The sequence below is a fragment of the Lactobacillus sp. WILCCON 0059 genome, from assembly GCF_057197985.1.
The window spans coordinates 2,040,506-2,066,234 of sequence record NZ_JBUBHN010000001.1; the positions used below are offsets into that span (position 1 = coordinate 2,040,506).

Sequence of the window (25,729 nt, forward strand, 5' to 3'; positions counted from 1 at the left end):
CTTAAACTTCCCACACCAAAAAGAACTATGAAGCCTTGAAAACTCAATAGTTTAGCCAGTAAATATTCAATTAAGCTGCTAGTGATGGCGATAATGCCTCTTGCATGTACTTCGGGAGGCGGGAAATGAAAGCTTTGGTGAACCTTTCCATCTGCTCTTCTGTTGGTTGGAAGATCTCTTTCACACTCTCGAACATGGCTTCCACCAGGATCTGAAGCGAGTGATTGAAAGTGATGTCCGCAAGCTCGTCTACCATGCAATAAAAGAGCTCGCCTATTGTCCTATCGTCTTCATCGTCTCGCTTCTCAACTGACATGAACATGTAGCGCAGAAAGACGAAAGCCGTATGGGCAGTCAATGCATCATATGAGAGTCCATGGTATTCAGTGCCAAGCTTCAAGAAGCTCTTGCAGGTCTTGAAGAAGACCTCGATGTCCCATCTTTTGCCGTAAATTCTGATGATCTCATTTTCATCGATCGTCATGTCCGTACAAATAAGAGCGATCCAGTCTTTGCGGTTGGAGCGATTTCTCACACAGACTATTCTGGCATCAATCTGGGCACCATCTTTGGCAGGATCTCCAACCTTTACAGGGACGGACAGGAGATATCTTGAGCGACCTCTACGCTTCTTGCATGCGTTGAAGATCTGCTTGACGTTCATCCGCTTTCCTTCGAACTCGTATGTGATCTTGGAGCTTTTCTTCACCATGGCGATTACGTTCAAACCACGTTGACTGATTTGGACAATCTGATGCGGATTGGAAAACCAAGTGTCAAACATGACGTACTTGGCAGTGAGCCCTGCTTTCAAGGCTTGATCGAGCAGCTGGATAACTACATCGGTCCCCTTTGATTGGGCCATAATCCGCCTCTTGGCCGCAATTGTGCGCTTGTCGATCTTCTTGGTTGTCCCGATGACATTCTGATCGTTCTTTGAGGACAGGAGAGATGAAGCGATTGGGACGAAGGAGGATCCATCAGTCCAACCCATGGTCATCATCCGAAACCCCTTCTTGTAGGTCATCGAAACGTGGTCGAATACTTTGGCAGCCAGCTCAGTCTTCTTGTATCCAGTTCTGGAGTAGAGCGAATCGTCAAAGACGAAGCAATCCGCACGTTGGTCAGAGGTCAGATCTTTCAGATGCCCATTGACGATCCTCTCAGCTAGCAGAATAGTGAAGCGAAGCCAGTTGATATGTGGGTTCTGCATGAATCGATAGTAGGTATTTTTGGAGAAGCCAGCAGTACACTTGCCAGACTTCTGTTGCATGTACATGCTTCTGTCTCGAAACACATTACTGAAGATGTATGAAAGGATCGACCAAAGCGGGACTCCTTTGGACTTGCGGAGCCCAGATCTGCGGAGAAGCTCCATAACTTTGTAGTCCTTAAAGAACTTTTCAACAGAGCGGGCAATTTTAGGTTCGTTTTCAGTATCGAATGATGGTAAACTAGACATAGCACAAGCCTTTCGTTTGATATTGATGATGTTTTGGTCGACTTAATTATATCAAGCGAACGAAGGCCTTGTGCTTTTTTGTTGGCAAAACTATTGAATTTTCAAGGTACTAGCCCACTTTTGCAAGTGGGAAGTTTAAGTTCTATATAAATATAGAGCTTTATACTTCATCGATAAAGTGGTCAATCTGCAGGAAGTATTCCACCAATTCCCGGTGCTTTTGCCCGTCTTTTTCATAGTAGTCCTGCAGATCAGCCAAATCCATCTGCTCCATCAGCTTGGACGCCGTCTTGTCCTTGCTCCAGCTCTGATGGCGCTGCTGCATCAGGTCATACATGTGCTGCTTAACGTCCTCGTAGGGCTCAAAGATATGAGTCTTCTTGCCTTCTTTAAAGACCAGATAGTTCTCAATCTCCCGCTTAAAAGTAGCATGAATATGATCCTGCATCCCCGGATACTTGGACTTAATTCGGTGCAAGTGATGCTGGCTCTGCTTGGCTTCTGGCGTCCCTTTATCTGAATCAATCAAGATGAACCAAGGTTCATTCAGCTTGGAAAAAAGGTCAAAGTTCAGCCAGGCTAATAGACTTCCGCATCCCCCAACCGGCAAGATGAAGAGCCCTTTTTCAGCAAAAGTCGCGTCCACCAACTTTTCTTCATACATCCACTGGTTGATCTTGGTCACGAAACGAACGTCTTCCTGCCCTTCCACCAAGAGAACGCAGCGGGACTTGACGGCCCGCTGGTCTGCCGCCAGACCCAAGTTGCTTGATGCTTCCGCCAAAATCTGGTTGTCACTTAAAAGCTGCTGCTGGCCGGCAACCTTCTTGATGATCTTAGTCCCTTCCAAAGGAAGAAGACCCATCAAGTGCGGTGTGCGCGGGATCAAAATAACCTGCTTGTTCTTGGCAACTAGCTTCAACAGAGCTTGGGCCAGCAAGGCTTCATCTTCTTCTGACAAGCTGTTTGCTTCAAAGGCATAAACTACATTGTCGATGCTGGCGTTTTCGCTTTGGGCCAAAAGAAAAGACAGTATAATCCGGCTGACCTTGGCCGTCCCGGTCACCCCAACCTTTTCCCGCTGTTTGATCAGTTCAGCCAAGTCTGGATCCTGGAAGACAAACTGGGGAGCCGGCTCACCCAAGTCCCGGTAATTGGCCAAAAGCTGGGAAAGATTACGGCCCAAACGCTCATCCAAGTAGTCCTGGATCTCCTTGATTTCAGCCGCTTTGTCGCGGATGGCGCTGCGGACCACAAAATTCAAAGGACTGGATGCCTTTGACTCTTCGTCAAAAAAGACATACATCGGCATGCGAGCTAAAAGCTGCCGGTAGTGGCCCCGGTTCTGGTCGGTGACAGCCGTAAATTCTCCTCCGCCTTCCGCGAAGCTATCACTTTCTTCAAGATATTGCTTGAGGTCAAAGGACTTTCTGATGGCAAAATCATCAAAGTAGCAAGTGATCGCAATTTGCCAGTCCCCAGCCTTGAGTGCTTTCTCATTAAGGTCTTGCAATTTCAAGGGCCGCTTGGCTAAGGAGCCATTGAAGAAGATGTCCAAGGCCCGCAGAATAGTCTTCTTGCCTACTTCCCCTTCGCCCAAGAGACTGGTCAAAGGGGAAAATTTCAGTCTGAAATCGCGATAACCGCGAAAGTTATGCAGCTCAACTGCACGCAGCAACATGGTTTGCTCCTTAATCGGCTTGGTCGCCGTGTCTTTGCCGGTAGTCCTTCCGGCTCATCTTAACCTTCGGTGTCTTTTCAGTTGGGTTGGCCAGTTGCCGGCTGACCCGGTCCAGGCGGGCAGCTTCAGCTTCTCCTTTAGCTTCAGCTTCCGCGTGTTCCCGGGCCTTGCGGAGTTTTCTTGCCTGGATGTCCCGCATCCACAAGGTTGGCATGATCGCTACAGCTCCTAAGAAGGCACCAGTAGTGTTGGCGATCATGTCGTTGACGTCATAAGTCCCCAGCCCGGTCAACCGCTGGAAATGTTCAATAAACCAGGACAGGCAGAAAGCCATAAAAGTGGTGATCATAATGCTGTGCAGCCACTTGGACCAGGATGGAATAATATAGCCCAAGGGCACAAAAAGCAGCACATTCATCAAAAAGCCATAGCGGCCGCCATAGTTTGAGCTGGCAAAGACTTTTTTCAGCCCCCACTTCCAAAAGGCCGGGTCTTCCAAGACCTCAGAGCTAGCGGCCATTTGTGCCGGATGCTGCCAGTAGTAGACGGCAGCCGTCAGCATTCTTGAGGCAAACACATAGTAAATTAATGCACAGCCATAGACAATCGTCACTACCAACCGCAAAAATGAGTTGCCCGTGCGGATGGCCCAATAGCCAGCAACCACACAGGCAGCAATGACCACAAAGCGGATCAGCAAAGCCAGTTCATGATACATTCTTTTTCACTTCCCCTTACGAATTCCTTTTTACATATTTTATACCATTACCCAGCATTCCAACAAAAGTCGAGATTATTAATTTTATAGCGGTAGACCCAAGATTGTTTTTCCAAAATTCTTCTTTGTGCTATCCTTTATGTCAGTGCTTTTTAGCAATTACCACAATATGTAAAATTGGAGTATCGCTTATGGACAAAGAAAAAATCAACGAATTATGGGACAAGTATAAAGACATCATCCCTTATGTTTTCTGGGGCGTCATGACCACCCTGGTCAACATCTTCTCCTACTGGCTTTGCAATGATATTTTAAAGTGGGACATCATGCCGGCAACGATCATGGCCCAGTTCCTGTCGATCGTTTTTGCCTACTTGACCAACCGCAAGTGGGTTTTCCACAGCCAGGCTTCCAGCTTTAAGGAATACGCCAGTGAAATTGCCAGCTTCTTCGCGGCTAGAATCGGGACTGCCCTCTTGGACATGGTCATCATGTTCATCTTCGCTGAACAGATGCACTTAAACAGCATGGTCATCAAGATCCTGGCCAACGTAGTCGTCGTCATTGTAAACTATGTCGCCAGCAAGTTCTGGATCTTCAAATCTAAGGATTAATCCATTCGGATTAATTGCTAAGAAATGGTAATTTTTGGAGCTAAAAGCTTTTGCTCATGCATTTTCGTGCTAATCTTATAGGCAGTCTTATAGGCAGTTTAACGGAGAGGAAGGGCGAAAATGCGGAAAAGAAATATGATTTTAGCCTTTTTGGGATGTCTGGGGTCAATCCTCTTGATCAGCGGCTTGACTTTTCAAAATTCCGGCCAGTCAGCCCAGCTGACCTTGAAATTCGTCAGCTTGTTTGAGAAGATCCATTTTCACTTGACCGGCACGGTGATGGCTGAGTATCCGATCTACCATATGATGCGGAAACTGGCCCACACGGCTGAATACTTCCTGCTCGGCGCCAGTGCCTGCTACTTCTTCAGCCGCTGGCGGAAGCACTATGCCTGGTCAGCCCTGGCTCTGTCAGCTTGCTGGTCTCTTTTTGACCAGACCAGCAAGCTGCTGGTTCCCGGCCGGGAATTCGACCCGACTGACTTTCCTTTCGATATTGCCGGCTACCTGCTGGGGATTGGCTTGATCCTCTTGCTCCAGCGGCCATGGGCCAAGCAGGCCGTCAACTAAAGCCTTATACAATTTGCTAATTACTAAAAAGAGTGCTTTCGCGGCACTCTATTTTTACTGCAGTAAAATAAAATTTTTCTTTACCTTTCATCCCCTTAATGTTCTATAATATTTTTAGTAAATGCTGTTAACCAATATATTTTTAGAGGAAAAGAAACATGGTATCTAAAAAGTTCAACAAGAAAGCCCTTGCAGCAACTTGTCTGGCCCTTGCTTTAAGCGTTGGTGCCACCCAATTGCCACAAGCTCAAGCCGTCTTCCACGCTCCTTTCCAAGCCAAGAAGGCTTATGCTAGCGCGCGGGCAGACTATACTATCCGTACTCAGTCCGATTTGGACAACTTTTTCAAATTAAGTGCCGACACTCAAAGCAACTTCACTGGCTTCATCTTTGAAAACAAGGGGACAATCACTTTCCCAGCCAACCATCAGCTGAACATTATGCGCTACGTTGTCTTCAAGTTGTCTGACAAGTCCACCGGGACGATCAACTTCAATGGCACAACCGCCGCAATCAACCGGCACGCGAAGGGCTCTGTCCGTCCAGCTGACGGTCATGCCTACTGGCCAACCACTGCCAAGCTTGACTGGTACATCAGCGGTGACCACAAGAATCAAGTCATTGAAAACCTGGATGTCCATGGCTCAGTTGAAGTCAACTACACCAATGGCAAGGTCCAAACCGACAACCAGGGTGGCACACAAGTTATCCTGTTGCACGCCAAGAACATCAACTTCAAGAACTTGCAATTCCACCAAGCCCAGACTTTTGACCGGCACGTTTTCGATGTCTTAGGCTCAAGCAACGTTACTTGGGACAACTGTAAGTTCTACGGCTACGGCGGCAAGAACTTCACGCAAAGCACCTGGGACGCGATCTACAAGCAAGAAGCCAACTCCAGCAATGGCGTCGGCGGTCACTCCGTTTTGTCTGAAGCCATTCAATTGGACGTGGCAACTCCAGAAGGCGCCAGCTACGACTCCAATGTAAATTCAAGCAACTTCCCATCAGCTGGTTCAACTCTGCTCGATGGCGCATCAACTCAAAACGCTACTATCAAGAACTGCTACTTCGGGCCTGAAATCAATGGTACTTCTGGTGGCGCGATCGTTAACCGTGATCCAAAGAAGGCTATGCCGACGACCACCATTCCTTACGGGGCAACGGTCGGCAGCCACGGTGTTGACGATGCCCACAAGATCGCCAGCTACAAGAACATCAGCATTTACAACTCAACCTTCGAAAAGACTGCCAACGCTACCAACGTCAAGCTTTCATACTACAAGGTAATGGCTCCTATCCACCTGCGTTACACCGCAAGACAATCAACCAGTGATGTCAACTCCTTGAAGGCTTGGAACAATACCTTTAAGAACGTCATCAACCGCGGTGACAACGGTATCCCTGACACCCTGTCAGGCCAAGGCCAAGCCCTTTCCAAGACTGACATCTGGCTCTACAAGTCTTGGGCAGCCAACGCGCCTACTTATCTGGCAACGACTTCCACTACTTTCCCAAAGCTGAACTCACACGGTAGCAAGATCACTAAAGCCGTTTTGGCCAGCTCAGCCACTAAGAAAAAGACGGTTAAAAAGACTGTCAAGAAGACTAACGCGCAGGTTTACGCTCCTAAAGCTAAGAACGTCACTGTCAAAGCTGGCAGCAAGCTTTCAGCCAAGAGCGTCATCACTAACGCAAGCAAGCTGCCTGCCAAGGCCAAGTATGCTTTCTCACCAGCCCCTAACTTGAAGAAGGCCGGCACCTACACTGTCAGCGTAGTCGTAACTTACCCAGACAAGTCAAAAGACACTGTTAAGAACGTTAAGGTCAAGGTTACTGCTGTAAAGAAAGCGACTAAGAAGTCAACTAAGAAGACCGCTAAAAAGTCAACTAAGAAGACCACCAAGAAGTCAACTAAGAAGTCGACTAAAAAAACTTCTAAGAAGGCCACCAAAAAGACTACTAAGAAAAAGTAGAATCTAAAATCTTCCTTAACAAAGCCTGCTACAATGTAGCAGGCTTTTTATGTTAAACTGGTTATTTGTGGATCACTAATAAGATTTAGCAGAAATATCCGGGACAACTTTTTCTGCTAAGGCAGTTTAACAACAAGTTTTACATTCTCAAAACAGCAAAAATACCATCAATGAAAAAAATTTCTAAACATCGCACCGACCTGCTTTATCTGGCCGGACTAACGCTGGCGGTTCTCTTCGCCGTCCTTTACCAACAGCGGACGCATGCCCTCTGGCTGTGGTCTGACTGGAGCTTCCATGCCTCCAGAGTGGAGGAAATCTATCAGAACTTGAAAGTAGGCAGTCCTCTGACTTTTATCGCCACACATACTTTTCATAGTACCGGCGTAGCCTCTTTCCTTTTTTACCCTTATCTCTTTTTATACCCATGGGCTGCTTTGCGCTTTATCCTGTCTCCAGTCAATGCCTTTTACGGTTGGTATTTCCTGGTCAACCTGGCAACTGCCTGGCTGAGCTACTGCTGCATGAAGAGCTTCTCTAAAAAGGCTCTGCCCAGCCTGCTCTTTGCCTTGTTCTACACTTTTACGCCCTACCACATCTACCTGGGAACCGCGGTCTTTGGAGAATTTCTAGCAGTAACTTTCTTGCCCCTGGTCTTTCTGGGAATTTACGAAATTCTGTGGGCTGACCAGCACAAGTGGTACTTGCTGGCTATCGGCGGAGCCCTGGTAGCTTACTCTCACCTGCTAACCATCATGCTGGTGCTGGAGTTCTTCTTGGTCATCATCATTATCAAGCTGACCGGCAGCCGCAAAATCGAGAAAACGCGGCTGCTGGCCCTGCTTAAAAGCTTGCTGACCTGCATCTGCCTAATTTTGCCAGTCCTTGTTCCCTTCTTGACCGATTTTATCGGCCGCGGGATGACCAGTGCCAAGTTTGGCCTAAGCTATACAATGTCGCCAAGCCAGCTGCTCTTGCAATCCTTTGGCTTCAGCCGGGGCTGGAAACTCAGTCCTTATCTGCTCTTTTTCCTCCTTGTGGGCTGGCTGTGGGTCAAAGGCCGCTTTGACTGGACCATCTACGGTTTGGGCTGGCTCTCTTTTATACTTGCCAGCACGATCTTTCCCTGGCACCTTTTGTCAAAAACTTTTCTTGCAGAAGTACAGATTACGGCCCGCTACCTCTCTTACACCGGTCTTTTTCTGAGCCTGCTGGTTGCCAAATATCTGGCCAAAGGAATTGACCAGCTGCAGGCAGGAAAAAGGAAAGCTCTGATAGCCCTGCTGCCCCTGTTTGGCCTGCTCACCTTCTGTTCCAGCATGTATCTGCAGGTTCAAGTGATGAAGCATCCGCAAAGACTGGCCAGCGTGCGGCGTTCATCTCTGACCAAGCTGCCGCAAACTGTCATCAGCAATCAAGACTACAGCAAGATCTTTAATTACCAGGTAGTTTATGGGGAATTCGACTACTATCCGGCAGCTGCCAAAAAAGCAAGCAAGCAGATTGCCCGGCAGGTCGCCTTACTCAATGGAAAAAAGGTAAAAGTCAAAAGCCAGGCCGGCAGCAATCAGCTTACTTATACCCTCACCAGCAAAGGTGGCAAACTTGACCTGCCAGTCCTGGCCTACCAGCACACGCGGGTCAGCTTGAATGGCAAGTCTGTTTCTTACCAGGTCAGCCGGCGTGGAACCGTGCAAATCAGCCTGCCAAAGGGAAACAACCGGATCACCGTGAGCTATCAGCCAGCCAAGTTCTACTACTATGCCTTGGCCTTTTGCCTGCTCAGCTGGCTCACTCTGGCATTTTACATTTACAAAAAGCAGTCTTCTTAAGAGCATCCAGTCTGGATGCTATTTTTGCTTTAACAAACATTTTTTAAAAAGAGTCATATCATCAATGCAAAAAATGTATAATAGAGTTGTGTAAAAGTTATTGCTATTTATGAAAAGGAAAAGTGTGGAAATGAAAACTAATAAATTGCTTCTTTCTGCAGCCTTGCTGACTTGCCTGTCTCTAGGCACGCAAGCGGTTATGGCTGATACGACTGCTACAACGATCGATCAAAAGCAAACCACTGCCGCAAGCTCTACCAAGACTGCTGCTGACAGCAAACAATCCTCAGCGACATCTAGCAGTAAACAGTCTTCAGCTGCAAAGCAAACTGCTGCCAAGATCAATCTCAAGGATTACCTGGCTGCCAAGCCAACTGTCGTTCGGGCCAAGCGCTCCCTAACTCTTTACCAAAATTCTTCCTTGACGAAAAACAGCACTACTGCCGCCAAGAAAAGCTACTACTTGGTCAGCAGCTTGAAGAAAAATTCTGCCGGTATCCCTGTGCTCAAATTGCACAATGGCAAGTATCTGGCTGCTAAAAAGAGTGATCTGACAGTTGTCAAGCCTTACCAAAACCCGAAGCAGTACCACCAGATCCACTATACCCAGGTTAAGCCTTACGGGCAGGTCGGTTACATTGTCAAGCGGGGCTATGAAGGCATCAAGACCTACCTCATCATGAAACGCTTGGGCACCTACAACGGCTACAACTACTACAACACTGCTACTTGGTATGCTGTCCGCCGTTTCCAAGCCAGCCACCACTTGAAGGTAACGGGCAATGTTGACCAAAAGACCTGGACCAAGCTTGGCCTGGGCGCGAAGCTCTTCAAGCAGATCGACAGTTACACGGCTCCCCTTGGCGCCCAAGCCTGGGAAGGCCGCAAGGCTCACATTGAAGCCATGATCAAGCAAGCTTACAAGTACCTTGGCCACCCTTACCTGGTCGGCTCTTCCTCAATGACCCGCTACGGCACTGACTGTTCCGGTTTGGTCATTCAAAGTCTTTACGCCGGCGGGATCAGCCCGGTTCCAGTCAGCGCCATCGGCCATGCCCACCCAGGCAATGAATGGAACTCACGCAACCTTTGGGCTGATAAAAAGCTGAAGCGGGTTTCCTACGCCAGCCGGAAGCGGGGCGACCTGGTCTTCTACTACCAGCCAGGCACCCGGACCATCTGGCACGTGGCCATCTACCTAGGCAATAACATGGTTATCGAAAGCTGGCCGCCACGCATCATGGTGCAGCCAATCGTCAACGGGCAGCGGAACATCGTTGCCGGAATCAAGCGTCCTTTCCTGTAAACTATGAGATAAATCACAATTTATGAGAAGAATACAATTTAGATTCCTGGCTGCGGCCAGCCTGTGCCTGTGCTTCCTACAACCAACCCAGGCTTTTGCCGATACGCAAACAAATCAACAAACTACACAACAGAATAATCAACAAAATACACAACAAAATAACCAACAGAACAACCAACAGAATAATCAACAGAATAATCAACAGAATAATCAACAGAATAATCAACAGAATAATCAACAGAATAATCAACAGAATAATCAGCAAATCCCTGATGGCTGGAAAAATGACTCTGGTCACCGTTATTACTATCGCAACCAGCAGAAATTGACCGGCTGGCAAGCAATCGATGGTAAAAAGTACTACTTCGCGGCTGATGGCAGTATGACAACCGGCTGGCAAAACATTAACGGACAAAAGTACTACCTTGCCGCTGACGGCCGCATGCTCACCGGCTGGCAAAACATTAACGGCAAAAAGTACTACCTTGCCGCTGATGGTCACCTGCTCACCGGCCCACAAAAGATTGGTAAAAGTCGTTACTTGTTGAGCAAAAGCGGCCAGTTGCAAATTGGCCTGCACAAATACAGCAGCTACTGGTATCTCAGCGACAAAAACGGCCGTCTAAAAACCGGACTGCAGAAGATCAGTAAAAGCAGCTATGGCTACTTCAGTTCTTCTACTGGCCGAAAGTCATTCAAAACTGTCACCGGCAAAAAAGTCAATTATTGGATCAATAAGAAAACCGGGAAAGTCATCGGCGTCAAGATGAATGCCACTACAATCGGCCAGCGCCCTTTAGTCACGGGCTGCGAAATCGTAGCCGCGACCATGATGCTCAACTATGCTGGTAAAAAGATCAGCAAATACCAGGCTGCAGCAGCTACCCCTCGCAGCTCCAATCCAAGACTTGGCTTCATCGGCAACCCATACTCCTGGTCAGGAACCTGGATTGCTCCAAGCGGACTGGCCAGAATGGTCAGAAAGTATCTCCGCAGCTGCCAAGTCCTCAGTGGTTCAAGCTTGCCTGCTCTCAAGAATCGCCTGCTGACCAAGCGGCATCCTATTGTTGTTTGGGTCAGCTGGGTTGATGGCTTTCCTAACCACGCCCTCCTGCTAACCGGCTATAATGGTTCAAAAATCTACTACAATGACCCTTGGACCGGCCGTGCCGGCTCCATGACTGCTTCCAGCTTCTGGTACCACTACTCAACCCTGCATTGGGCAGGTGGCCACCAACGGGCATTAAGCTACTAATCAACCAGCAAAATCAAAAAACTGCCTGCTCTATCATCGTGATAGCCAGCAGGCAGTTTTTGTCTGATTAACTTTTATCTTGTTTAAGGCAATACGTACTTTACGCCTGGTATTTTTTTCAGCAGAACCGTTAAAGCAGCGCTGACAAAGTAAATAACCAGCGGATAGGCGAAGTAGCGAATGTAGATTGGCGAAGCTCCCAGATATTTTTGCAAAACTGGCAGCAAATAACAAATTACAAATGGATGAAGCAAGTATATTCCAAAAGTAATCCCGGCAAAAAGTGACAAACGATCTTTAAAACGCCAAGACTGAATTTTATCCTCGCCTTGCTTCATCCAGGTAAACAAGGCCAATACAACGCAAAACTCCGGAAAATTGGCAATATCGTAAAAATTCTTGATATATCCAAGGCTGTAATTGTAATGCGGCAAACGTGGCGTCTGGTAACTTAGTCCCAGCGTTAATCCAATTTCCAAGGCCAGCATCAGCAAGCCCAAAAGATAGATCTTTTTTCTGGTCGCTGGCGCAAAATCATGATTGGCAACATACCAGCCAGTCAAAAAATACTGCAGGTAGCCGCCACCTAGGGGCAATGCATTGATGAATGGCATTGTATAGCCGAATACGACTGCCAAAAGCGGTAAAACGCTCTTAAAAAAGGTGACTAAGCCGATACAGCCAAGAAGCAAGCGATCACTGCCGTATTTTACCAATATCGACAAAACCGGCACGCACAAATAGAAAGCAATGATATCGTAAAAAAACCAGTAAGGGCCGACAATGCTTTCCGCTAAAAAGCTTTTAAGCAGAGGCACGCTCTGCCACTTGCCAAACAAGAAGTAGGCCAGCATGCTCCAAAAAAGAAACGGAAGCACAACTTTGCTGACCCGCTTGCTGAAAAAGCTTTTCGTGTCATATCTGTCCCTGTAATTTAAGACCTTGGCACCAGACAGCATGAAAAAAACCGGGACGGCAAAAGCAAAAAGGATATTGGCCATTACTGACCATATCCCGTCGCTTGTAAACCTGTTGACTACTACTCCAAGATAAGTTGCATTGCCAGAAGTGTGGAGCACTACAACTGCCAGGCTGGAGACAATTGCCAACAAATCCATAAAATAGTATCTTTTTCTCAAACTTTCCCCCTCCGTTAGCCTTTATGATTCACGCTTTCTCTTATTAAAAACATGTTCCTTCGTCCAGTCGACGACCAAATCCCAATCACAAAAGACAAGATTGTACGCAAGCCAGAAGAAGATGCACTTAAAGAAGACTGGCGAAACTTGCTGGCTGTAGAAGCGATTGGAGAAGAATGAGAAGACCAGAGAAGGATAGATGTAGCCATAAAGCACGCCGCTGTAATCAACGCGTCTGCTCAAGCGGCTGGCCAGGGCAAATTCAAACACGGCTTGAGAGATCAGCCCCATCACTGCACTCAAAATAAAGCAGCCGACATAGCCGAAGTCATAGTAGAAGGCTGAGAAGGTCGTGCAGACATTGCCCAAGTGGTAGCGGCCAACAAACCGCATTGGCAAGTAAAGCTGGTAATTGGTATCCAAACCAAATTTCGGCCCAATCCATTTGATAAATTCCGCGAAAGTGTTCTGCCCCCACAAGAAGTTTCTTGGGTGAGGCTCATTCAAAAAGCTGTCCAAGTTCTTGATCTGGGCACCAAGATATTCAGCCAGATATTCATGCAGAGGAATTACATGCGAATTTCTGCCCATCAGATTGCCGATTGATCTAAAAGACAAAAGGACAACCGTACCAGCCAAGGCCAAAGCCAAAAACAGCTTCCAGCTGAATTTGAGCTTGTGGCCACTGTTTTTGGCATAAAGCAGACCATAGCAAACAATCAAAGCAATCATCATGTTGATCGCGCTGCCCCGGCTGCCAAAAAGCATGCTGTTTAAGAGGCCAATGATGAACATGATTGTCGGCATAATGGCCAGGCGCTTGGTTGCCAGGAAATTATTGGGAATTACATACGCAAACCAATAAGTCCCCGCCATAATCAATGTTCTGAAAAAGTAAACATAGCTTGGCAGCTTGCTGTCAGCTCCGGTAAAAGTCGACCGCTGCCGGTAAGCCGCGATCGTTTGGAACAAGTCATTGCCGCCAACCATGGCCCGCATTTCCAAAACAGTAATTACCATCGTAACTACTTCCAGCAAAAGCAGAGCGGCTAAAAGCCAACGGTTCAGAACGATTTCCTGGCAGCCGGCAGAATAGCCGAAGCTGGTGGCGGAGCCAGTAGATGCAAATGACGGCATGTCCCGGCGATTTTTTCGGCGGTTAAAGAGCCAGTGGATCAAGATGGTCCCCAGCAAAAAAGACAAAATCCCCCCTGAAATTACAATAAAAGTATTCCAGTGCAGGTAGAGCTTCCATTGCTTGACAAAGCCCAGGGCCCACAATTCAGAAAAGGCAAATCCGCCAGCAAATATTACCCCCGGAGCCAGCAGCTCTTGGTCGCTGGCATAATAGGCGCCAACAGTTAACAAACAAGTTACGATAAAAAGCAAATAGATCATTGATTAATTTTCTTTTTCTATTCAGTTCCAATTACTTATCAGGATTAGTATCCAGGTCTTCATGCGAAAGGTGGCTTTCTTCAGTCACTTCATTGGCATCGTAAAGATCCTTCTTAATCTTTGAAGAACTGATTTCTGGCGTTCTTGGCAGGTAGACCACTTTCACGCCCTCATCCTCAAGAAAGTCAAACTTTCCTTTCCAGTCATCTCCCATGACAAAAGTATCAATATGGTATTCATGCATGTCGCTCTTCTTTTGATCCCAGTCTTTTTCTGGAATTACCAGGTCAACATAGCGGATCGCTTCCAGCAGCTGCTTGCGCTCTTCATAAGAAAAGTAAGTCTTCTTGTGCTTGGAATTCCAATTGAACTCGTCCGTTGACAAGGCTACGATCAAGTAATCGCCCAAGGCCTTAGCCCGGCGCAGAAGGTTGATATGCCCGTAGTGGAGCAGGTCAAAAGTTCCGTAAGTTATCACGCGTCTCATTAGTTCGCCTCCCCTTGCAAATATTCCTTATAAGACTTATCTGGATCAAAAAGGACACCCCTGTGCATGTTGTCGGCCTTGACCATGACGTGCCAGTCCCCATACTGTTTGGTCAGCAAGGCATCGTATTCCTTGGCAATCGGCAGGCTCAGCATTTCAAACGGCACCCGCTCTGGTTGGGAAATTTCCGTCCGCGGCCAGCAGCAGCTTTCCGTGCTCAAGGTCACCATGGCAACGTTCTTGGTCTCAGTCTGATTGTACTTGACCATGTCCCGGGCGAACTTTTCGTAATAAGGGTTTCTCTTCCCGGACCGCAATTTCAAGAAGAAAAAGTGAATATACAGCACTGCCCGTCTGGCAGGCGTCAGTTTGGGGTTCGGCCGCCCCGTGCAATAGCGGTAGTATTGCTGGGCCCGGTACTTGGTATGCTTGATTTCCGCCAAAAATTCAGCTCTTTCTTCTGGATCATCTGGAACATTGTCCAGCGGGAAAATATCAATAAAAATCCCCTGGTTGAAAGGATAGCGGAACTGTCTTTCAGATTCCAAAATAGCGGTCGTTTCCGAATTGCGCAACTGAGCGTGTCCCCGCATTGAACCAGGGTCTGTTTCGTTGGTCTGGAAAAAGTATGGCTCCTTGAATTGCCCTGCCAGCTGACACAAGCGGTCAAAATCAGCCCGGTGCATCATCACGTCGACGTCATCGTCCCAGGGAATATATCCCTTGTGCCGCACGGCGCCAAGCAAAGAACCACCTGACAAATAGTATGGCAAGTCATTGGCCTGGCAGACCCGGTCCAGCTCATTGAGCAGGTCCAGTTCGACAGCCCAGATCTGTTTCATCTTCTTTGAAATCGTGTAGTCATTCCGGACCTCTTCTTTAAAGAAATCGGCTGGAATTTTCAATTGCAGATTGTTCATTTCCCTCTCCTAGGCCCGTTTGAGCATCTTCAAGAGATACTTAAACGAGTTGTCTTTCAATGCCAGCAAGATCAGCAGGTAAGTCCCCGCGCCGGCCGCAAATTGCAGCAGCAGCTTCAGCAGACTGGCCACAGGCAAGTTGTTCATCAAAAGGATGACAGCCGCCATTGCCGCCCCGGCCAGCAGCTTCTTCCAAATAACCTGAAGAATATACGAGGCTTCCAAAAAGCCGTGCGAATTGCGCAAGTAGAGAATGCTGATGGTCAGTTCCGCGATGATTGAGGCAAAAGTAGCCCCGGCACTGGCGAAACGCGGAATCAAAAGCAGGTTCAAGATGAAGTTGACCACCGCCCCAACAATGATGTAAATCGCGCTCTGCTTCCGCAGGCCGGCTGGATTGTAATACTGAGAACCCAAGCAGTTGGAAATCCCGATAATCACAATCTGCGGACTGAACAGCCTCAAGAGCAGGGCTACCTTGTCCCAACCCGGTCCGAAAAAGATCGGCACAAAAGTGTCAGAGATCCCGATCAGGCCAAAGCCAATCCCGACCCCGATAAACAAGATATAGTCGATTGAGCCGCGAATTCTTTCCTTAATTTCATCGATGCGCTTTTTGGCAAAAAGATAAGAAATTCTGGCTCCCAAAACATTGTTGACCGCCGTAAAAGTAACAGCCTTGGTCAAGTTAATGATCTTGGTTGCCTGCTCATAATAGGCATTTTCCGCGTTGCTGTGGGTAATGAAACCTATCAAGGTCTTATCCATATAAGTATAGATCGAGGTTGCGATCGTCGGAATAAAGTAGATCAGCGTTTCGTGGAAGTGCCGCTTGAGATTCTCAAATTTGACTGGTACTTTTTCGACAAACTTGTGCAGCTCCAGCCACATGGACATCGTCCCCAGCAGAGTCGTCCCTGTCATGATAAACACGTACAGATTGGTGTCTGCCGGGCTCTTGATAAAGAGCAAAATCAGTACTACCCCGGCCAGCTTGACCAAGGAGTTCTTGGTAACAGTATATTGGAACTGCTCGAGTCCGTCAAAGAACCAAGAGATATCCAGCATGGTGTTGAACAGATTCAAGGTCAAAATCAGGTAGATCACGTGGTATTTTTGATGAAAAGCCACAAAAATTGCCCAAACAAAAAGCATGATGACTGATGTGATCACACTGAGCAGTTCAATTTCCCAAAAAAGCTGGCTCCGTTTCTTCACGTCGTTGCGGTTGCGGGCAATCTCCCGCATCCCATAAGAGGCTGTCCCTAAGGCCGCGAATAACGAGAAGTAAGTCTGATTGGCCAAAGTATAGCTGTACGCCCCAACACCACTGGTGCCAATAACCCGGGACACGTAAGGCGCCGTGATGAGCGGCGTGATTATTGACAGAATTTGGTAGAGGGTACTAATAAAAATGTTCTTTTTAATGCTTGGATTGTTCATTTGCACTCTCAGTAAATTAAAAGTAGTTGCTAACTAGTATAACATGGACTCGTAGCACTTTTTCAAAAAAAGAAGCCTCCATGATCGGAAGCTCACTTTTTTCATTAAGCCAGTGCAGCCAGGATTCTCATGGTGGCCGCCAAAGCGGATTCTAACTCTGTATCTGCCGAAAAGCCGAGCCGGGCGATTTTTCCAGTATCCAGCAAAGCCTTGGTGGCCGTTGAATAGCCAGCTGCTTCTGCTTGGTCAGGCAGGTCAAAGACGACCTGGCTGCCAGCAAGCCGGGCAACCGTTTCAGCCAATTCCCGCAAAGTCGTGTCGCAGCGGCTGCCAGCCACGTTGTAAGCCTGACCGCTTTGCCCATGCTTCAAGGCAAAGAAGATGGCGGCGACAGCATCCAGGGAGTAAATGTAGGAGTACTGCTGCTTGCCCTGGCTCTTCAAAACGATGTCTTCATGGGCAATGCCCTTCTTCAAAAACTGCGACAGGGCCTTTGAATCGCTGGACAACAGCGTTGGTCCAAAAGAGCGGGACAAGCGCAAGATGACGCTGTCCAGATTTTTCTCTTTCAAGTAAGCCTGGCAAAGGGCTTCGCCAGTCCGTTTGCTTTCCGGGTAGCCTGCCCGCAGGGTATTGCAGTCCAGATAGCCCAAGTAGTCTTCCTTGAATTTCTCGGTGTCCCCCCGGTTTTCCCCGTAAACTTCCACGGAAGACAAGAAGATCACCCGTTTTACTCCATGCTCAGCCGCGTAGTTCAAAAGATTGTTCGTGCCGATCACGTTGGTCGTAATCGTGCTGATCGGGTAATTGGAATAAGCCAGAGGGTGCGTGTTGCTGGCCGCCTGCAAGAGGTAGTCAACCGGCTGATCATAGGCAATGCCTTCGTTAATGTCGCCTTCGACAAAAACAAACTCTGCCTTCTCCCAGTAGCTGCCAAAGCGGGCCCGGGCCTTAGCAGCATTGCGGCCCAAGGCTACGACCCGGCAGTTCAGCCCTTTTTTCTCGTTCAGCAGCATCAGCCAATCGATCAAAGAGCTGCCAATCATGCCGGTCGCTCCCGCTACCATGATGCTTTGATCTTGCAGCAGGTCCCAGTCTTGATAGCGGTCCGCCCAGGCCTGCAGTTCCGTCAGATATTCTTGGTTTTCAGTGATCATTTTTTACTCCAAGTGATTGGTATTCAAATATGCCTTGAAAAAGTCCAGGTTTTCCGGAGTAGTCAGCTTGATGTTCATATCCGAGCCAGCCGCGAAGTGCAGCTTCACGCCCAAGTCGACCATCATCGTATTGGTGTAAGCAGAGCCATAGATGCCGATCTTCTTTTCAAAAGCTTCATGGTACTTTTGGTCAAGCAAGTCGAAGCGGTAGGCCTGCGGCGTTGACACCCGGCGCAGGGTTTCTCTGGGAATATACTTCTCCGTTACCGTTTCGTCATTTTCATCGATGACAAAAATCTGCTCATTGTAAGGCATTGAGGTAACCGCATTGCCATACTGCTGGCACTTAACGATCACGTCAGAGATCACTTCGCTGTTCAAAAGCGGCCGGACCCCATCGTGGATCAAGATGACGTCATCATCAGCTGCCTTGCCCTCCAAGTTGTAAACCCCGTTGCGAATCGATTCCTGGCCGCTTTCCCCGCCAGTCACGATCCACTTGAGCTTGCTGATCCCGTATTGCTCAGCATAAGCTCTGGCCACGTTCTGCCAGCCATCCAGGCAGACCAGTTCGATGGCGTCGATTTGGGGATGCTTTTGAAATGATTCTAAAGTGTAAACCAAAACAGGCTTGTCATTGATGTTGATAAACTGCTTGGGAATGCTCTGTCCCATCCGCTTGCCAACTCCGCCTGCAATAATGATCGCGATATTGCTCATTGCCTTATCCTCTTACTTCATTAACGGTTTCAAAATATTTAAAGTCAAGCCATAAAAACGGTAGCCAGTCCAGCGGTTGAAGCTGATGACCTGGCCCTTGCGGCCAATCATCCCGGGTACCTGCTGGTAAACTGCCGGAGCATTCTTTTCCAGATACTGTTCAAAAGCCAGCAATTCTGGCTTGGCCTGCCGGCTGTTCATGGTGAAAAAGATCTGATACTGCTTGTTGATGATCTTCTGCAGCAAGCGCAGGTAAATTTCCCTAACGGCTGGATCGGTTGCCTGCTTGGTATAATAGCTGGCCACCTGCTCAATCACGTGAACGTGCTGGGCCCGGTTTTTGATCATGTTCTTCATATTGATGCTTTGACCGGCAGACCCGACCAGATAATCATAAACCGGGAAGTCGAGCACTTGCACGCTCTTGATGTACGGCAGCGGGTACAGCATCATTTCGTTGTCAACGTAAAAGCAGTGCTCGTCGATTTTCAAGTGGCAGTCGCGCAGGACCTGGGTCTTAAAGGTAGAGCCATGCATCACCGGATTGTAGGCATCCTTGATGTCAGCCAGAGTCTGGGCCTGGTGAAGCTTCGGGTCACTGCTTTCAAAGACGCTGCGGTAAGTCTTTTCCCCGCTGGCCTCGTCAACATTGTAAAAGCTGTTCAAGACCAGGTCAGCATCGCTCTTTTCCAAGGCAGCAACCAGCTTTTCGATCCCGGCTTTTTCAACCCAGTCGTCGGAGTCGACAATCTTGTAGTACTTACCACTAGCCACCTTCAAGCTGGCATTGATCGTTGACCCATGACCGCCGTTTTCCTTGTCGATAAAGACTACAGAAGCAGGATATTCAGCCTGGTACTTGCGGCCCAGTTCAGCCGTATTGTCTTTTGAGCCGTCATTGACAATGATGATTTCCAGCTTGTCTGAAACTTCGTTGTCAACAAGCGACTTGATGCATTTGTCTAAACAGTCAGCTGCGTTGTAAGCAGCAACACTGATGGAAAGAACTTTGTTCACTTCTATCTACCACCTATGTACATTTGATAAACTTGTTCGGCTGATTCCCGGTTGTCATAGCCAATTTTGGTCAGCTGCCCGGCTTCTGCCGCCCGGTCGGCCAGGGGCTTGGTTGCCAGAATCAGCTTGGCCCATTCTTCTGGCGCCGCGGCGATCGTCTGCCGCTGGATCATCCCTGGAAAGTCCATTTCTGAGCTGATATTTGCTGAAATCACGCAAGGCAGGCCTGTGGTCTGTGCTTCCAGCAAAGTCATTGGCAAACCTTCATATAAAGAAGGCATTACAAAGACATCCATCGCGAACAAGTAATCCGGAATTTCATCAGTAGCTGAAATCAAAATGACCTGGTCTGTCAATTTTAATTCCTTGATCTTGGCTTGAATCTCTGCCTCTTTTTCCCCACTGCCAATCAAAAGCAGCTTTGTTTTCGGCCGCTTTTTAACTGCCGCGGCCAAAATTTCCAGCAAGTAAAGCTGGTTCTTTTGATCAGTCAGCCGGCCAATATTGCCCAAAAGCAGCGTATCTTCATCAAGGCCCAGCCGCTGGCGCGCAGCGGCCCGCTTTTCTGGGTTAAAAACATAGCGTTCCCGGTCAATGCCGTTGTGGATGATTCTCACTCTGCCTTGATCACCTTGATTGAAGAGCCAATTGGCAGCTTCTTTTGAACAAGCTGCCAGGTCGGTCGCGTATTTAGCAATCAAGTGGCGCTCAAGATACGCCACGCCTGGCAATTTCTGAATGCCGTGAACTTCCCGCATCGCGTTGTGCGAGTGAATTATCACCTTTTTAACCCCGCATTGCCGCGCGACTTTTGCCACGTCATAGCGGCTGAGCAAATCAGTATCGATATGAACCACGTCATAGCGGTGCTTGGTCAGGAAATCACGCAGGACTTTTTCTCGGTTGCGGTGGCTGGTCAAGGATGAGCCCGACTGGTAGCGCAGAGGATAAATCCCGCAGCCTAAAGCCTTCACCGCGGCTTCTTTTTCGGGCACGCTCTTGTCTGGATCAAGCAAAACATAGTCAAATGCCACCCGGTCCTTTAAGGCCTTGATCCACTCATATTCCACGGAACTGACCCCGTCGTAATAGAGCATCCCCCGCACAAACAGTACATGCAGCCTGTCACTCATTGTTTTCCCCCAGATCAAATTCAAAGAGCGGGTGCTTTTCCCGCTTGTCGACCGGCGGCGGCGTCATGTAGTCTGGCCCATACAGCCGGTTCATGTAGCTTTCGATTCCGGCTGGAAGCTTGACCTTGATCCCCTCAAAAGTTCCTTCCGTAGCCTGGCACATATTCTCCCGGGTATCCATTTCCCCGAAATAGTGCTTGCGGCCGCTTGGAATCGTCACGTACTTGGAGTTGTCATTTTTGCAGCCGGAGTAAACCTTGTAAGTCCAGCGCGTTGCCGTATCCAGCGGGATGAACTTAAAGAAGCGGCCGACCTTGTATTTTTTGCCAAAAGCCGCTCTGACTTCCGGCGTGTCCTGGATTGCCAAGAGCTTTGGCAGGTAGTCGTAAACCTTCCGGCAGCTGAGCAAATAGCCTACAGCCAGGCTCCAGTAGCCCCTAAGCTTACGGGCCAAGGCATTGTCCGGGGTGTTTTCCAGGACAAAAATGTCAATGCAGATCCCGCAGTTTTCCTTGGGCTCAGCCACGTCGTTAAAGGTGCGGTAAACCGTCCCCTTCTTGATGAAGCGGCTGGCAGCTGCCCCATAGCCTGGGGTCAGTTCAGGGGCAAGCAGCTTGTAGCCTTCCCCTAACTCTTTGTCAAAAACTTCCTTGAGCTTGTTGAAGTCTTTTCTGGGCATGTTGATGTCGATGTCGTCGTCCCAAGGGATAAAGCCCTGGTGTCTGATCGTGCCCAAGACTGAGCCCCCACTGAGCGTATAGTTGAGGTCATACTTGGCGCAGACGGCCATGAAGTCCTGGAGCATCCCAAGCAGGGTTTGCTTCAGCTTTTTCAAATCTTCGCCTTCAACGTAAACTACGTGGTCGCTGCCTGCAAAAGCATTCTTCTGGGCAGCGAAACCGTCCTTGGTTCCTAATTTGCTCATGCTTAAAATTCCTTCTCGACGGCTTCCAGGGCAGCGGCAATGACCTGGTCCATGTTGTAGTACTTGTACTGGCCCAGACGCCCGCCGAAGATCACCTTGGCGTCTTCCTTGTCAGCCAGTTCCTTGTACTGGGCATACAGGGAGTTGTTCCGTTCGTTGTTGACCGGGTAGTAAGGCTCATCGCCTTGGTGCCAGTCAGCCGGATATTCCCGGGTGATGATGGTCTTGTCCGGGTCACCCTTGCCAAATTCGAAGTGCTTGTGTTCAATTACCCGGGTATAAGGCGTTTCAGCATCGGTGTAGTTGCTAACGGCGTTGCCTTGGTAGTTGCCCACGTTCTTTTCTTCAGTTTCAAAGCGGAGAGACCGGTATTCCAGTTCACCCAAGCGGTAGTCAAAGAATTCGTCGATCGGGCCAGTGTAGACGACCTTGTCAAACTTTTGCAGGTATTCGTCCTTCTTATCGAAGAAGTCAGTGTTTAGCTTGACCGTGATCTTGTCATCCTTGAGCAGGTTTTCCACCAGCTTGGTGTAGCCGCCCTTAGGGATGCCCTGGTAGTCATCGTTGAAGTAGTTGTTGTCGTAGATCAGACGGACCGGCAGGCGCTTAATGATGAAGGCCGGCAGTTCAGTTGCCTTTCTGCCCCACTGCTTTTCCGTGTAGCCCTTGATCAGTTTTTCGTAAATGTCGCGGCCGATCAGCGAGATTGCCTGCTCTTCCAGGTTCTGCGGGGTCTTGCCCGCCATTTCCGCCCGCTGCTCGTTGATCTTGTCCATGGCTTCTTGCGGCGTCCGGACGCCCCACATCTGGTTGAAGGTGTTCATGTTGAAAGGCAGGTTGTACATCTTGCCCTTGTAGTTGGCTACTGGGCTGTTGGTGTAGCGGTTGAATTCCGCGAACTGCTGGACATAGTTCCAGACTTCCTTGTTGGAGGTGTGGAAAATGTGGGCCCCGTACTGGTGAACCTGGATGCCGTCGATTTCCTTGGTGTAGATATTGCCGGCAATGTGGTCACGCTTTTCAATTACCGTCACCTTGTGGCCGCGTTTGGCAGCTTCGCGGGCAAACACAGCGCCAAAAAGACCTGCACCGACTACTAAATAATCAGCCATAATTTTCTCTCCTGTTCTTCTCTCCTAAAAGTGGGTTTGCTTCTTGCCAACGCCAAGCTTGCGCTTGATGAGGTTGATCCCCTTCTTGATCTTCTTTTCTCCGCCCAGCTGGCCCCAAGTCATTTCAGTATAGTTCTGCTTGGTCGTGTAAAGCCAGACATCCATCAACCGCTCTGAGATATAACCATAGACTCTCTGGTCTTGGACGGAATAGCCGGAAATATCGATTTGCCCCTCCAGCTTGCTCAAAACGCTGAAGATGAATTGACAGTAGTCGGCAAACTGCTCCTTCTTCATGACGAACATGTTAAACATGTGGGCGCTGCGACGCTTCATCATCATGTCAAAAGCTGGCAGATAGTCAGGATAGTCCTTGGCCAGAATCTCTCTGGTCTTGTCCAGAGGTTCTGCCGGGTGGGCGTGAACATAGTGTTCGTAGTTGCTTTCGATATAGTATTTCCGCTTGGTCGGGACAATTACGTCATATTTTTCAAGCAGCTTGGCATAGTCGGCTTCGTTCGCGACATTTTCCAAGGTAAAAGGCTTCTTCACGTAAAAATAGCGGCGATAGTGAACCAGACCCACCGCGTCAACGTCTTTTAAGTTCTTCCAAGCCCAGTAAATCCCGGTCAGCTCGTTATAATAAGGATTCTTGGCTGAAATGTTGTCTCCTTCGTCATCGCGCTGGTAATCGATTCCAGGCTTGTAGTTCTTGACCGCGCCAACCAAAACCGGCATGTAGACAGAATCGGCCGGCATTGGAAACTGCTTGTGGGCCGCGACTAATACTTTAACCTTCACTAATAAGCCCCTTCTTTTTTGAAAATGCTAAAAATCGTCTGGAAGAAGATCTTCACATCATAGGCAAAAGAGATGTTGTCAATATATTCCAGTTCAACATCGCAGCGCTCCGGATAGCTGATATTGCTGCGGCCCGTTGCCTGCCAAAGGCCCATGGCACCTGGCCTGACTGAAAGAAACTTGGCCTTGCGGTCACCATATTCTTCCAGCTCTTTCTCCACCACTGGACGTGGTCCAATGATGCTCATGTCACCTTTGAGAATATTGACGAATTGCGGCAGCTCATCAACTGACGTCCGCCGCATCCAGCGGCCGATTGGTGTGATTCTTGGATCCTCTTCAGCCAGCAGCTTGTAGTCGTTTGCTACATATTTGGCATACAAGTCAGGGTCGCTTTTCAAGATCTTCTCCGCGTCCATTTTCATGGAACGGAACTTGTACATCTTAAAGGGCTTGCCGCCCTTGCCAATTCTTTCTTGGGCAAAAAAAGCTGATCCGCCATCCTGGCCCTTGATGATTAGGGACAGAAGCAAGAAAATCGGCGAGAAAACTATCAGTGCCAGCAAGCTGCCGACAATGTCCAAGAATCTCTTTATATACTTGTAGGCGCCCAAGTCGGTCTCGTAATTGGACGATTTTGCTTCTTTACTCATTTATTACCCGTACAACTTAACAACTAAAATATTTCAGCGGTTCTACTTTGCTTATAAGAATCATTCAGTTTAAGCGTATCAGTTAAAGACACTATTAACCGCATTGTATTCAAGTATAACATTTTTGACCTGGATTGTGCATCACCAATCGTAGATCGCCGCTATAAGCAAAAAATGCTGGATGTTTGCACCCAGCATTTTCTAAATTATTCTCGATTACTGAACCGTCTTGGTTTTAAGGCCCATGGCCTTTCTGATCAAATTGCTGATTCTCTGACGCTCAGCCGTAGATACCTTCTGGTATGAGACACCGTCTTCCATAAAGCCAGTCCCGTGAGTGTAGTCAGTTACGACATTCTTCGTGGCTGGCAGGTATGAGCTGGCCAGGGAAGTCAAATCACTGAAAGTCAAGTCGGTTTGAACCTGCTTGGACAATGATGAAACAAAACTCGTATTCAGCAAGGTTTGGGCGGATTCCGCCTTCTTGACCAGAGCCTGCAGCACTTGCCGCTGCCGCTTCTGGCGGCCGTAGTCGCCTTCTGGGTCGTCATAACGCATCCGGCTGTATGCCAGAGCCTTGGCCCCGTCCATATGGGTCTTCTGGCCCTTGGTGAAGGTATAGCCTTCATAGCTGAAGCTCAAGACTGGTGAGATATCGACCCCGCCAACCTTGTTGACGATGGTCTTAAGCCCGCCCATGTTGACCAGAACGTAGGCATTGATTGGGATGTTGAAGTACTTCTTCAGCACCTTGGCCAATTCACCGGCATTGCCATAAGCGTAAGCCGCGTTCAGCTTAGACGGTGAGTATTCCGGATAATCTGGCAGGTTGACTTGGATGTCGCGTTCAAAGCTGACCAAGGTAGTCTTCTTGGTCTTGGGGTTGAGGACCGCGACCATGATGGAGTCGGTCCGGCCCTTGTAGGTTCTGCCCAAGGCCCCGGTGTCAGTCCCCATCAAGAGGACTGCCAGCGGCTTCTTGTTGCTGATGACATCGTTCTTGCTCCCGTTTTCGGCACTGCTGATCCCGCCGGATCTGTAAGCAGTGTTGGCCGCGTTCTTGACTGAGCTGTATTCATACCAGGCAAAGCCAGCCAGGCCAATTACGATTACCCCAATGACAGACCAGAAGATCCGCCAAAACTTGTTGCGCTTCTTGCGCTGTTCTGTTCTTGAATTTATCTTTTTCTCATTCACAGCTTTTCACCATATGTCCAATCTTTAGAATTGATGCAATAGTTTCATTATATATAAAAACGCGGTGTCTGCACCAATTAAATCACTTTCTTCTGTTTTTCTTTAAAAATTCAGAAAATTATTGTCTAACACTTTAATTTTACCAGACCTTTCAGGTATTTAGCCCGGGTAAATAAAGAGGGAACGCAAAAAGGAGTCAAACTGGACCGTTTG

At 48.4% G+C, this 25,729-nt stretch carries 23 protein-coding genes; 6 read left to right on the forward strand and 17 right to left on the reverse strand.

The window, feature by feature from the left end; genetic code table 11:
- Window positions 1–70: 70 nt before the first annotated feature.
- The 3 genes from ACYVUT_RS09605 to ACYVUT_RS09615 all read right to left on the reverse strand — a co-directional run bounded on the left by ACYVUT_RS09605 (window position 71) and on the right by ACYVUT_RS09615 (window position 3,861).
- Window positions 71–1,462, reverse strand: coding sequence for an IS4 family transposase (locus ACYVUT_RS09605; protein ID WP_484499835.1), 1,392 nt, complete (start codon window positions 1,460–1,462; stop codon window positions 71–73).
- Between the two features lie 160 nt (window positions 1,463–1,622).
- Window positions 1,623–3,143, reverse strand: coding sequence for an ATP-dependent nuclease (locus ACYVUT_RS09610; protein ID WP_484501936.1), 1,521 nt, complete (start codon window positions 3,141–3,143; stop codon window positions 1,623–1,625).
- A 10-nt stretch (window positions 3,144–3,153) separates the two neighbouring features.
- Window positions 3,154–3,861, reverse strand: coding sequence for a VanZ family protein (locus ACYVUT_RS09615; protein WP_484501937.1), 708 nt, complete (start codon window positions 3,859–3,861; stop codon window positions 3,154–3,156).
- 191 nt (window positions 3,862–4,052) lie between these two features.
- Here ACYVUT_RS09615 and ACYVUT_RS09620 point away from each other — a divergent pair, with 191 nt between their 5' ends.
- The 6 genes from ACYVUT_RS09620 to ACYVUT_RS09645 all read left to right on the forward strand — a co-directional run bounded on the left by ACYVUT_RS09620 (window position 4,053) and on the right by ACYVUT_RS09645 (window position 11,414).
- Window positions 4,053–4,475: a GtrA family protein gene (locus ACYVUT_RS09620; RefSeq protein ID WP_484501939.1), complete on the forward strand. Its 423-nt coding sequence runs from the start codon at window positions 4,053–4,055 to the stop codon at window positions 4,473–4,475.
- Window positions 4,476–4,595: 120 nt separating this feature from the next.
- Entirely contained in the window at window positions 4,596–5,045 is a 450-nt protein-coding gene (locus ACYVUT_RS09625) for a VanZ family protein (protein ID WP_484501940.1), read from the forward strand.
- 158 nt (window positions 5,046–5,203) lie between these two features.
- The gene (locus ACYVUT_RS09630) at window positions 5,204–7,021 is read left to right on the forward strand and encodes a Rib/alpha-like domain-containing protein (protein WP_484501941.1); all 1,818 of its coding nucleotides are present in this window, start codon (window positions 5,204–5,206) and stop codon (window positions 7,019–7,021) included.
- 170 nt (window positions 7,022–7,191) lie between these two features.
- On the forward strand, window positions 7,192–8,853 hold the full coding sequence (locus ACYVUT_RS09635; RefSeq protein ID WP_484501942.1) for a hypothetical protein: 1,662 nt from the start codon (window positions 7,192–7,194) through the stop codon (window positions 8,851–8,853).
- Between the two features lie 199 nt (window positions 8,854–9,052).
- The gene (locus ACYVUT_RS09640) at window positions 9,053–10,159 is read left to right on the forward strand and encodes an NlpC/P60 family protein (RefSeq protein WP_484502054.1); all 1,107 of its coding nucleotides are present in this window, start codon (window positions 9,053–9,055) and stop codon (window positions 10,157–10,159) included.
- Window positions 10,160–10,181: 22 nt separating this feature from the next.
- A complete protein-coding gene (locus tag ACYVUT_RS09645; RefSeq protein WP_484501943.1) occupies window positions 10,182–11,414 on the forward strand; it encodes a C39 family peptidase in 1,233 nt (410 codons plus the stop codon).
- 83 nt (window positions 11,415–11,497) lie between these two features.
- Here ACYVUT_RS09645 and ACYVUT_RS09650 read toward each other — a convergent pair whose 3' ends face one another.
- From ACYVUT_RS09650 to ACYVUT_RS09715, 14 genes are all read right to left on the reverse strand, one after another.
- On the reverse strand, window positions 11,498–12,553 hold the full coding sequence (locus ACYVUT_RS09650; RefSeq protein WP_484501944.1) for an acyltransferase: 1,056 nt from the start codon (window positions 12,551–12,553) through the stop codon (window positions 11,498–11,500).
- Window positions 12,554–12,574: 21 nt separating this feature from the next.
- Window positions 12,575–13,951, reverse strand: a complete 1,377-nt coding sequence (locus ACYVUT_RS09655) for an O-antigen polymerase (protein WP_484501945.1) — start codon at window positions 13,949–13,951, stop codon at window positions 12,575–12,577.
- Window positions 13,952–13,982: 31 nt separating this feature from the next.
- Complete coding sequence (gene tagD / locus ACYVUT_RS09660) at window positions 13,983–14,438, reverse strand: glycerol-3-phosphate cytidylyltransferase (RefSeq protein ID WP_484501946.1); 456 nt, start codon at window positions 14,436–14,438, stop codon at window positions 13,983–13,985.
- Window positions 14,438–15,358: a LicD family protein gene (locus ACYVUT_RS09665; protein WP_484501947.1), complete on the reverse strand. Its 921-nt coding sequence runs from the start codon at window positions 15,356–15,358 to the stop codon at window positions 14,438–14,440. Before ACYVUT_RS09665 ends, tagD begins: the two co-directional genes overlap by 1 nt.
- Before the next feature lie 9 nt (window positions 15,359–15,367).
- Window positions 15,368–16,801 carry an oligosaccharide flippase family protein gene (locus ACYVUT_RS09670; protein ID WP_484501948.1) on the reverse strand — a complete coding sequence of 478 codons (1,434 nt, stop codon included), beginning with the start codon at window positions 16,799–16,801 and terminating at the stop codon, window positions 15,368–15,370.
- Window positions 16,802–16,905: 104 nt separating this feature from the next.
- Window positions 16,906–17,958 carry an NAD-dependent epimerase/dehydratase family protein gene (locus ACYVUT_RS09675; RefSeq protein ID WP_484501949.1) on the reverse strand — a complete coding sequence of 351 codons (1,053 nt, stop codon included), beginning with the start codon at window positions 17,956–17,958 and terminating at the stop codon, window positions 16,906–16,908.
- A gap of 3 nt (window positions 17,959–17,961) precedes the next feature.
- Window positions 17,962–18,678, reverse strand: a complete 717-nt coding sequence (locus ACYVUT_RS09680) for an IspD/TarI family cytidylyltransferase (protein ID WP_484501950.1) — start codon at window positions 18,676–18,678, stop codon at window positions 17,962–17,964.
- Between the two features lie 12 nt (window positions 18,679–18,690).
- Window positions 18,691–19,695, reverse strand: coding sequence for a glycosyltransferase family 2 protein (locus ACYVUT_RS09685; RefSeq protein WP_484501951.1), 1,005 nt, complete (start codon window positions 19,693–19,695; stop codon window positions 18,691–18,693).
- A gap of 2 nt (window positions 19,696–19,697) precedes the next feature.
- On the reverse strand, window positions 19,698–20,828 hold the full coding sequence (locus tag ACYVUT_RS09690) for a glycosyltransferase (protein ID WP_484501952.1): 1,131 nt from the start codon (window positions 20,826–20,828) through the stop codon (window positions 19,698–19,700).
- Window positions 20,821–21,753: a LicD family protein gene (locus ACYVUT_RS09695; protein ID WP_484501953.1), complete on the reverse strand. Its 933-nt coding sequence runs from the start codon at window positions 21,751–21,753 to the stop codon at window positions 20,821–20,823. Before ACYVUT_RS09695 ends, ACYVUT_RS09690 begins: the two co-directional genes overlap by 8 nt.
- 2 nt (window positions 21,754–21,755) lie before the next feature.
- Complete coding sequence (gene glf / locus ACYVUT_RS09700; protein WP_484501954.1) at window positions 21,756–22,865, reverse strand: UDP-galactopyranose mutase; 1,110 nt, start codon at window positions 22,863–22,865, stop codon at window positions 21,756–21,758.
- A gap of 24 nt (window positions 22,866–22,889) precedes the next feature.
- Window positions 22,890–23,666, reverse strand: a complete 777-nt coding sequence (locus ACYVUT_RS09705; protein ID WP_484501955.1) for a DUF4422 domain-containing protein — start codon at window positions 23,664–23,666, stop codon at window positions 22,890–22,892.
- Window positions 23,666–24,262: a sugar transferase gene (locus ACYVUT_RS09710; protein WP_439775488.1), complete on the reverse strand. Its 597-nt coding sequence runs from the start codon at window positions 24,260–24,262 to the stop codon at window positions 23,666–23,668. Before ACYVUT_RS09710 ends, ACYVUT_RS09705 begins: the two co-directional genes overlap by 1 nt.
- 273 nt (window positions 24,263–24,535) lie before the next feature.
- The gene (locus ACYVUT_RS09715) at window positions 24,536–25,516 is read right to left on the reverse strand and encodes an LCP family protein (RefSeq protein WP_484501956.1); all 981 of its coding nucleotides are present in this window, start codon (window positions 25,514–25,516) and stop codon (window positions 24,536–24,538) included.
- Window positions 25,517–25,729 lie beyond the last annotated feature (213 nt).

Bases quoted from the DNA above. Each gene is read 5' to 3' on its own strand.
- ACYVUT_RS09605 (WP_484499835.1), bottom strand. From the start codon at position 1,462: ATGTCTAGTTTACCATCATTCGATACTGAAAACGAACCTAAAATTGCC.
- ACYVUT_RS09655 (WP_484501945.1), bottom strand. From the start codon at position 13,951: ATGATCTATTTGCTTTTTATCGTAACTTGTTTGTTAACTGTTGGCGCC.
- ACYVUT_RS09630 (WP_484501941.1), top strand. From the start codon at position 5,204: ATGGTATCTAAAAAGTTCAACAAGAAAGCCCTTGCAGCAACTTGTCTG.
- ACYVUT_RS09675 (WP_484501949.1), bottom strand. From the start codon at position 17,958: ATGATCACTGAAAACCAAGAATATCTGACGGAACTGCAGGCCTGGGCG.
- ACYVUT_RS09665 (WP_484501947.1), bottom strand. From the start codon at position 15,358: ATGAACAATCTGCAATTGAAAATTCCAGCCGATTTCTTTAAAGAAGAG.
- ACYVUT_RS09620 (WP_484501939.1), top strand. From the start codon at position 4,053: ATGGACAAAGAAAAAATCAACGAATTATGGGACAAGTATAAAGACATC.
- ACYVUT_RS09610 (WP_484501936.1), bottom strand. From the start codon at position 3,143: ATGTTGCTGCGTGCAGTTGAGCTGCATAACTTTCGCGGTTATCGCGAT.
- ACYVUT_RS09645 (WP_484501943.1), top strand. From the start codon at position 10,182: ATGAGAAGAATACAATTTAGATTCCTGGCTGCGGCCAGCCTGTGCCTG.
- tagD (WP_484501946.1), bottom strand. From the start codon at position 14,438: ATGAGACGCGTGATAACTTACGGAACTTTTGACCTGCTCCACTACGGG.
- glf (WP_484501954.1), bottom strand. From the start codon at position 22,865: ATGGCTGATTATTTAGTAGTCGGTGCAGGTCTTTTTGGCGCTGTGTTT.
- ACYVUT_RS09680 (WP_484501950.1), bottom strand. From the start codon at position 18,678: ATGAGCAATATCGCGATCATTATTGCAGGCGGAGTTGGCAAGCGGATG.
- ACYVUT_RS09625 (WP_484501940.1), top strand. From the start codon at position 4,596: ATGCGGAAAAGAAATATGATTTTAGCCTTTTTGGGATGTCTGGGGTCA.
- ACYVUT_RS09640 (WP_484502054.1), top strand. From the start codon at position 9,053: ATGGCTGATACGACTGCTACAACGATCGATCAAAAGCAAACCACTGCC.
- ACYVUT_RS09670 (WP_484501948.1), bottom strand. From the start codon at position 16,801: ATGAACAATCCAAGCATTAAAAAGAACATTTTTATTAGTACCCTCTAC.
- ACYVUT_RS09635 (WP_484501942.1), top strand. From the start codon at position 7,192: ATGAAAAAAATTTCTAAACATCGCACCGACCTGCTTTATCTGGCCGGA.
- ACYVUT_RS09690 (WP_484501952.1), bottom strand. From the start codon at position 20,828: ATGAGTGACAGGCTGCATGTACTGTTTGTGCGGGGGATGCTCTATTAC.
- ACYVUT_RS09615 (WP_484501937.1), bottom strand. From the start codon at position 3,861: ATGTATCATGAACTGGCTTTGCTGATCCGCTTTGTGGTCATTGCTGCC.
- ACYVUT_RS09695 (WP_484501953.1), bottom strand. From the start codon at position 21,753: ATGAGCAAATTAGGAACCAAGGACGGTTTCGCTGCCCAGAAGAATGCT.